At 62.4% G+C, this 7,450-nt stretch carries 7 protein-coding genes; 3 read left to right on the plus strand and 4 right to left on the minus strand.

What is annotated here, in order from left to right; genetic code table 11:
- Positions 1-51: 51 nt before the first annotated feature.
- Positions 52-1,542, minus strand: a complete 1,491-nt coding sequence (locus tag AC1Q67_RS07540; RefSeq protein WP_492234609.1) for an aldehyde dehydrogenase family protein — start codon at positions 1,540-1,542, stop codon at positions 52-54.
- A gap of 113 nt (positions 1,543-1,655) precedes the next feature.
- Here AC1Q67_RS07540 and AC1Q67_RS07545 point away from each other — a divergent pair, with 113 nt between their 5' ends.
- Positions 1,656-2,762, plus strand: coding sequence for a substrate-binding domain-containing protein (locus AC1Q67_RS07545; RefSeq protein WP_492234608.1), 1,107 nt, complete (start codon positions 1,656-1,658; stop codon positions 2,760-2,762).
- 87 nt (positions 2,763-2,849) lie between these two features.
- Positions 2,850-3,296: a hypothetical protein gene (locus AC1Q67_RS07550; RefSeq protein ID WP_492234607.1), complete on the plus strand. Its 447-nt coding sequence runs from the start codon at positions 2,850-2,852 to the stop codon at positions 3,294-3,296.
- A 73-nt stretch (positions 3,297-3,369) separates the two neighbouring features.
- Here the strand turns inward: AC1Q67_RS07550 and AC1Q67_RS07555 are convergent, their stop codons facing one another.
- The gene (locus AC1Q67_RS07555) at positions 3,370-4,293 is read right to left on the minus strand and encodes a cell envelope biogenesis protein TolA (protein WP_492234605.1); all 924 of its coding nucleotides are present in this window, start codon (positions 4,291-4,293) and stop codon (positions 3,370-3,372) included.
- 158 nt (positions 4,294-4,451) lie between these two features.
- Complete coding sequence (locus tag AC1Q67_RS07560) at positions 4,452-5,552, minus strand: calcium:cation antiporter (protein ID WP_492234604.1); 1,101 nt, start codon at positions 5,550-5,552, stop codon at positions 4,452-4,454.
- A 114-nt stretch (positions 5,553-5,666) separates the two neighbouring features.
- On the opposite strand from AC1Q67_RS07560, the gene AC1Q67_RS07565 reads away from it, so the two are divergent.
- Complete coding sequence (locus AC1Q67_RS07565; RefSeq protein WP_492234603.1) at positions 5,667-6,053, plus strand: VOC family protein; 387 nt, start codon at positions 5,667-5,669, stop codon at positions 6,051-6,053.
- 63 nt (positions 6,054-6,116) lie between these two features.
- On the opposite strand, the gene AC1Q67_RS07570 is transcribed toward AC1Q67_RS07565, so the two are convergent.
- A partial coding sequence (locus AC1Q67_RS07570) for an NAD(P)(+) transhydrogenase (Re/Si-specific) subunit beta (RefSeq protein WP_492238142.1) occupies positions 6,117-7,450 on the minus strand: 1,334 nt, incomplete at its 5' end.

The raw sequence follows: 7,450 nt of genomic DNA on the forward strand, positions 1-7,450 counted from the left end.
TTTGAGCTGTGCGTCTCTTCACCTCTCCCAGCAAGCGGGGAGAGGGAGATTTCAAACGTTCAGATTCATCCACACCGCTTTCGGCTCGGTGAAGTTCGCCAGCGCTTCGGTGCCGTGCTCGCGGCCGAAGCCCGAGTCACCCGCACCGCCCCAGGGCAACCGCACATCAGTATAGCCATAGGTGTTGATCCAGACCGTGCCGGCCTTCGCCTTCTTCGCGAAACGCTGCACCCGACCGATGTCGCGGCTCCACACACCCGCCGCGAGACTGAATGCCGTGCCGTTGGCGATCCGCAGCGCATCAGCTTCATCTTTGAACTTGATGACGCTGACCACCGGGCCGAAGATTTCTTCCTGTGAGATCCGCATTTCGTGCTTCACATTCGCGAACACCGCCGGGCTGATGTAGTAGCCGCGATCTCCGACATGCTGGCCGCCGGTGACAAGCGTCGCGCCCTCCTTCTGGCCGATGTCGACATACTCGAGAATCGACTTCATCTGCTTCTCGGAGATCACGGGCCCCAGCGCTGTGGTCTTGTCGGCGGTGTCGCCCATGCGCAGTGCTTCGGCACGGGCGGTGAGCCGCGCGACCACTTCTTCATAGACCTTCTCGTGCGCGAGGACGCGCGAGCCTGCCGAACACACCTGCCCGGCATTGAAGAAGATGCCTGCGGCTGCGGCCTTGGTCGCCGCATCGAGATCGGCGTCGTCATAGATCACGTTGGCCGACTTGCCGCCGAGTTCGAGCGACACCCGCTTGAAGTTGCCTGCCGCGCCTTTGAGAATTCCGCGGCCAACGCCGGGCGAACCGGTGAAAGTCACCTTGTCCACGCCGGGATGATTGACCAGCGCGTCGCCGACCACACGGCCGGGACCAGGCACGATGTTGAGCACGCCCGGCGGCAGACCTGCCTCGAGCGCAAGCTCGCCAAGGCGCAGCGCTGACAGCGACGTCAACTCGGCAGGCTTCATGACAATGGTGCAGCCGCAGGCCAGCGCTGGCGCCAGCTTCCACATGCCGATCATCAGCGGGAAATTCCACGGCACGATCACCGCGACCACACCGACCGGCTCGCGCACGGTATAGGTCAACGCATCGCTGCGCGTCGGCACAGTGTCGCCGTGAATCTTGTCGGCCCAGCCCGCGTAATAGGTCAGCGTGTCGATGGCGGCGGGGAGATCCTGCCGCAGCACGGCGGCGATCGGCTTGCCCGCATCGCGGCTTTCCAGTTCGGCAATCTCTGCGCCGTGCTTCTTCAGAAGCTCCGCGAAACGAAACAGGATGTGGCCACGTTCTGCGGGACGCATGGTGCCCCAGATCCCTTCAAAGGCGCGGCGCGCTGCATCGACCGCCCGGTCGACATCGGCCTCATTGCCCTCCGAGATGGTCGCGATCACCTGCCCTGTGGCGGGATTGAGCGTGTTGAAGGTCCGCCCCGAGACCGACTCGACGTGGCGACCGTCGATGAGGAGTTGCTTGCGGAGAACGACGGCATTGTCGTGCGCGGTCGTACCGGGGGAATAGTCATATGCAATTGACATCATATTTCTCCTGTTCTTTTCTTGAGTTTGTTCATTAGAAATCCCCCAGTAAATATGATATGATATGCCAATGACTCACGATCATATGAAATTGGATTCATAAGGACGTCACGATGCTGCAGATCGAGATCGAACCCGTCTGGCGGTTTCACAAGGAAGGCAGCCCGCAAACCGCCGTCGTTATGCTCGGCGTACTCAATGACATCCGCACATCCGGCAAACTCACCAGTGCCGCAGACCACGCCGGGCTTTCGTATCGGCATGTCTGGAATCTGGTTGAACAATGGTCGGAGTTCTTCGGCGTGCCGCTGGTCGAAACCCATCGCGGCAAAGGCACGACGCTGACCGCATTCGGCGAGAAACTGGTGTGGGCCGGACAACGCATGCAGGCGCGGCTCGGCCCTCAACTCGAAAACCTCGCTCAGGAACTCGCCACCGAGATCAAGCCCTTCCTGCATCAGCGCCCGTCAGTCATCCGCGTGCACGCAAGCCATGGATTCGCGGTCTCAAAGCTGCGCGAGCTGCTCGACAAGGAACCCGGCATCGGCGTCGATCTGCGCTATGTGAGCAACCAGAACTCGCTGGTATCGCTGGCGCAGGGTGCCTGCGATCTGTCCGGCGTCCATATCCCGCGTGGCGAGCTGCGCGCACAAAGCGTCAAGGCCTGCCGGGAATGGCTCGATCCGCGCGAGGATCGCGTCATCAGCTTCGTGACCCGCGAGATGGGCCTGATGGTGAAGTCCGGCAATCCGCTCAGGATCGGATCGCTGGGCGACCTCGTCGAAACCAGGGCGCGCTTCGTCAACCGCGACCACGATTCCGGCACACGCACGCTGTTCGACCAATTGCTGAAACTGCACAAGATCGACGAGGCGAGGATCAATGGCGCGCAGCAGATGGAATTCACCCATGCCGCCGTGGCCGCCTATGTGGCGAGCGGCATGGCGGATGCGGCGTTCGGCGTCGAAGCCGCCGCCAGGCAGTTCGGACTCGATTTCGTCCGGCTGCTGACGGAGGACTATTTCTTCGTCTGCCGCCGCGCGTTTCTGGACACCGAACCGATGCAGCGCGTGCTCGACATCATGAAGGGCGATGCGTTCCGCGATGCGGTCACGCAACTTCCCGGCTATCTCGCGGCGAGCCCCGGAGCGGTCAGCACGGTGAAGGAGTTTCTGGATATCGTCGACGCCACCAGCCGGCCCGTTAAGATTAAGCCTTAACCAATTATTAAGTCTGAGTTTGCGGGCCCGAAAAGCCGGACCTAGCGTGCCATGAGTGCTGCTCGCAACTTGGAACTGGTGCGCGCCATGACGTATCGAATGTACGGAGCGCTTATCGCCTCTCTTGGCGCAGTCGCGCTTGTCCTTGCCCCGAACGAGACATTTGCCGATCCGGCAATCGCATATGCTGGAAGCTCCGGTTCGGCGCGGCCGGCTTTCCGTCCGTCAGCGGGCCGGCCGCTGCATCGTCACCGGGGACACCACGCAGGGACTTTCTGGCCGGGCACGGCAGGCCTGTTCTACGAACCATCATATGCCGAACCGGGCGTGGTGGATGCCGTGCCGCCATCATCGGGCGACGTCCGTTACACGTACACCTATGACGTTCCCTGGGATTGGTCACACCGGTTTCCGCCGGCGGTCGCGCCGTCCGACAGACCTTATGTGCAGGAATGCACCAGGCAGACCGTCAAGGTCCCGCGGCGCGAAGGCGCGGAAGAAACCGTCAGCGTGAATATCACGCGGTGCTATTAAGCGGCTCAGGGCAACACGCCGACTTGAATGGGAGATGCTGCAGTTCTCTCATCCGAGCGTCGAAGCGACACGTCTAGTTCGATTCCGGCACCACGGCGTGAAACACCGACTTCGCGGCCGAGACAACATCTTCCGTCACAGACGAGATCCGGCCCTGTTTCGCGCGCAAATCCAGCGGCCGCGAAGGAATATCCGCGGGCGGCGTCAGCCGCAAACCATCGTCAGCCCGGATGTCGGATGATCCGGAAATGGGCTCAGGGAAGGGTTTCGGTGGCGTGACTGCCGCTTCGCTCGGTCCCGGCGCAACAGTCACCGCGGGCGGCAGCGGCTGCATCGCCGGCTGCTGCGGGGCGGCTGCCGGCGCATAAACAACGCTGTTGACCCTGGCGCGCTCCGCTTTCGGCTGTTCCTCGGCACGCGCGGCTTCCGGCGCACGCGGCTGTTCGGAGGTCTTGGCATTGCGCAGCCGTTCGATCGCGGCCCGCGCCAGATCGTTGGCGTCGCGCCGGTCGTCGGAGGCGGCATTGGCTTCGGCGGGCAGCGGCACAACGGGCGCGGACTTCGTAACCGGCTTTGCCTGCTTCTCGGCAGCGGCCTTGTCGCTGGCGAGTTTCTCGGCAGCAGCCTTGTCGGCGGCGGCCTTCTCGCTGGCGGTTTTCTCGGCGGCAAGTTTTTCGGCGGCCCGCTTCGCGTTCTCGGCCCGGTCAGCCGCCGACCGCTCGGCCGCGGCCTTTTCGAGGGCAAGCTTTTCCGCCTTGAGCCTGGCGGCCTCGGCCTTCGCGCTCTCTTTTGAGACCTTGTCGCCGGAGTCGTCTGCTTTCAGCGTTTGCGGGGCGGCATCCTTCGAGGTCCCGGCGGGGGCCGAGATCGCAGCTTTCGGCTTGTCCGTTTCGGACTTGGCGTTGATGTAGTGGGTGACGATATACGCACCGACCACCGTCGCCACGATCGACGGAATAACTTCTAAAAAGTACTTGGTGAACAGCTTCTTGATCATCGCAACTCCCCGCGCGGAGATGGATGAGGGAACTTTTGGGCCGATTGAGGGATCAACTGCGACGGATCGGTGGCAAAGGCCGGGAAAACGCCGGGTAACGGCTTTGTCAGGAATTTTAGACGTTCCCGGTAAGCCCGCGCGGAGGCTCGGCGATGCCGCTACGGCACCAGCACCAGGAAGAGGAACACCGCGAACATCACCAGATGGACCAGGCCGTACAGGATATTGGTGCGGCCCGTTCCGAATGTGGCAAGGCTGACCAGGAAGGTCATGACCAGCATCATGGTGTCGCGCGTCTCAAGACCGAGCACCAGCCGCTTGTCGAGGATGTAGGTGGCGATCGCAACGGCCGGGACGGTCAGACCGATGGTGGCCAGCGAGGAGCCGAGCGCGAGGTTGATGCTCTTCTGCAGGTCGTTCTTGCGCGCGGCCGACAGCGCGGCGACGCCTTCCGGCAACAGGATCAACAGCGCCACGACAACACCGGCAAACGCCGGCGGCGCACCGATGGCGGCCGCACCCGCATCGACGACCAGAGAAAACTTCTTGGCCAGCATCACCACGCCGACCAGCGACACCAGCAAAAGAATCCCGCTGATCGTCAGCATACGGCTGGATGGCATGTGACCGTCATCTTCATCGCTTGCGCCGGCGATGAAGTAGTCACGGTGCCGGATGGTCTGGGTGTAAAGGAACACGCCGTAGAGCACGATGGTCACAACGCTGACAAAGCCAAGCTGGCTCGCCGAATAAACGGGGCCCGGCGTGGTTTCCGTGTAGTTCGGCAGGATCAGCGTGATGGTAGCAAGCACAATCAGCACACTCAGATAGACGTTCGCGCCGGTGACCTGAAAATCCTGCTCGCGGTAGCGCAAACTGCCAAAGAGAATGCAGATACCCACGAGCCCGTTGCACACGATCATCACCACCGCGAACACCGTATCGCGCGCCAGCGTCGGTACGCCGCTTTCGCCGAGCATGATGGTGGCGATCAGCGCAACCTCGATGATAGTGACCGAGAGGGTCAGTAGCAGCGTGCCGAACGGCTCGCCAATCCTGTGAGCAATCACCTCGGCGTGGTGCACGGCGGCAAACACAGTGCCGAACAGAACGACAAGCAGCACCGCTGCAAAGACAAGCCCGGCGGGAGAGCGGGTAAAACCGATGCCAAGCCCGGGAATTTCGGTAGCGATGTAAAGCAAAACGGCCAGCGCGGGATAGACCCAGGCTGACCTCGGCATGTGTGTTTGTCCACTCATGCGTTCACTCTAACGGCACGATTGCAAAAGACCTAGCCAGCTAGGGGGAAATTTGCACCCGGAAGCAAGATGCCTTAACCAAAAAGGACTGTTTTTGGGAAGGAAACGAAAAGAATGTTCTCTCACGTCATGGTCGGGACAAATGATCTCGATCGCGCCAAGGCTTTCTATGACAATCTGCTGGGGACGCTCGGCGTGCCGCCCGCGATCGTCGATCGCCATCGCATCTTTTACCGCACCAAAACCGGGACGTTTTCGGTTTCCAGGCCCATCGACGGCAAGCCTGCCACCCCAGCCAATGGCGGGACGATTGGGTTTGCTGCCGCTTCGACCGAAGCGGCCGATGCCTGGCATGCGGCCGGGATCGCGAACGGAGGCACAACCTGCGAAGATCCGCCGGGCATTCGCGAAGGCGGCGGCGTCAAGCTGTACATCGCCTATCTGCGCGACCCGGACGGCAACAAGCTCTGCGCGATCCATCGATTGCCAAGAGAGGCGTAACAAAAAAGGCCGTGCATACAGCACGGCCTTTTTGCTTTCGCGAATGGAAAGGCTGATGCGCGCCTACATCGCCTTGACGATATTTTCGGTCATCTTCTTGGCGTCGCCCAGCAGCATCATGGTGTTGTCACGATAGAACAGCGGGTTGTCGACGCCGGCGTAACCGGACGCCAGCGAGCGCTTGATGAACATCACGGTGCCGGCCTTCCAGACCTGCAGCACCGGCATGCCATAGATCGGCGACTTCGGATCTTCTTCCGCCGCCGGGTTGGTCACGTCGTTGGCGCCGATCACGAAAGCCACGTCCGCCTGCGCGAATTCCGAGTTGATGTCCTCGAGTTCGAACACCTCGTCGTAAGGCACGTTGGCTTCGGCCAGCAGCACGTTCATGTGGCCGGGCATGCGGCCTGCCACCGGATGAATCGCGTACTTCACCTCGACGCCTTCCTTCTTCAGCGTGTCGGCCATTTCGCGAAGGGCGTGCTGCGCCTGCGCCACCGCCATGCCGTAGCCCGGCACGATGATGACCTTCTGCGCGTTCTTCATGATGAAGGCCGCATCGTCGGCGGAGCCGAGCTTGACCGGCTTCACTTCGCCCGTGCCAGCGGCGCCGGCCGCGGCCGTCTCGCCGCCGAAGCCGCCGAGGATCACCGAGATGAAGGAACGGTTCATCGCGTGGCACATGATGTAGGACAGGATCGCACCCGACGAGCCGACCAGCGCGCCAGTGATGATCAGCGCCGAGTTGCCGAGGGTGAAACCGATGCCTGCCGCCGCCCAGCCCGAATACGAGTTGAGCATCGAGATCACGACCGGCATGTCCGCGCCGCCGATCGGAATGATCAGCAGGGCGCCGAGCACCAGCGCGATGATGGTGATGAGCCAGAAGTCCACCTGACTCTGCGACACCACGAGGCCGTAGATGAAATAGACCAGCGCCAGCGCAAGCACGATGTTGATGATGTGGCGTGCCGGCAGGATGATCGGCGCGCCGCTCATGCGGCCCGACAGTTTCAGGAACGCGATCACCGAGCCGGTGAATGTGAGAGCGCCGATGGCGACGCCGAGCGACATTTCGACAAGGCTGGAGGCGTGGATGTTGCCACGGGTGCCGATGTCGAACGCGGCAGGCGCGTAGAACGCACCGGCTGCCACCAGCACCGCCGCCATACCGACCAGCGAGTGGAAGGCAGCGACCAGTTCCGGCATCGAGGTCATCGGCACGCGGCGGGCGATCACCGCGCCGATGCCGCCGCCAATGGCGATACCGAGGATCACGAGAATCCAGCCGATTTGGCCCGACGGCGGATGCGCCGCCAGCGTGGTGGCGATCGCGATGGTCATGCCGACCATGCCGAAGAAGTTGCCCTGGCGGGAGGACGCGGGACTCGACAAGC

This window comes from Afipia sp. GW823-FHT06G09 (assembly GCF_058794875.1).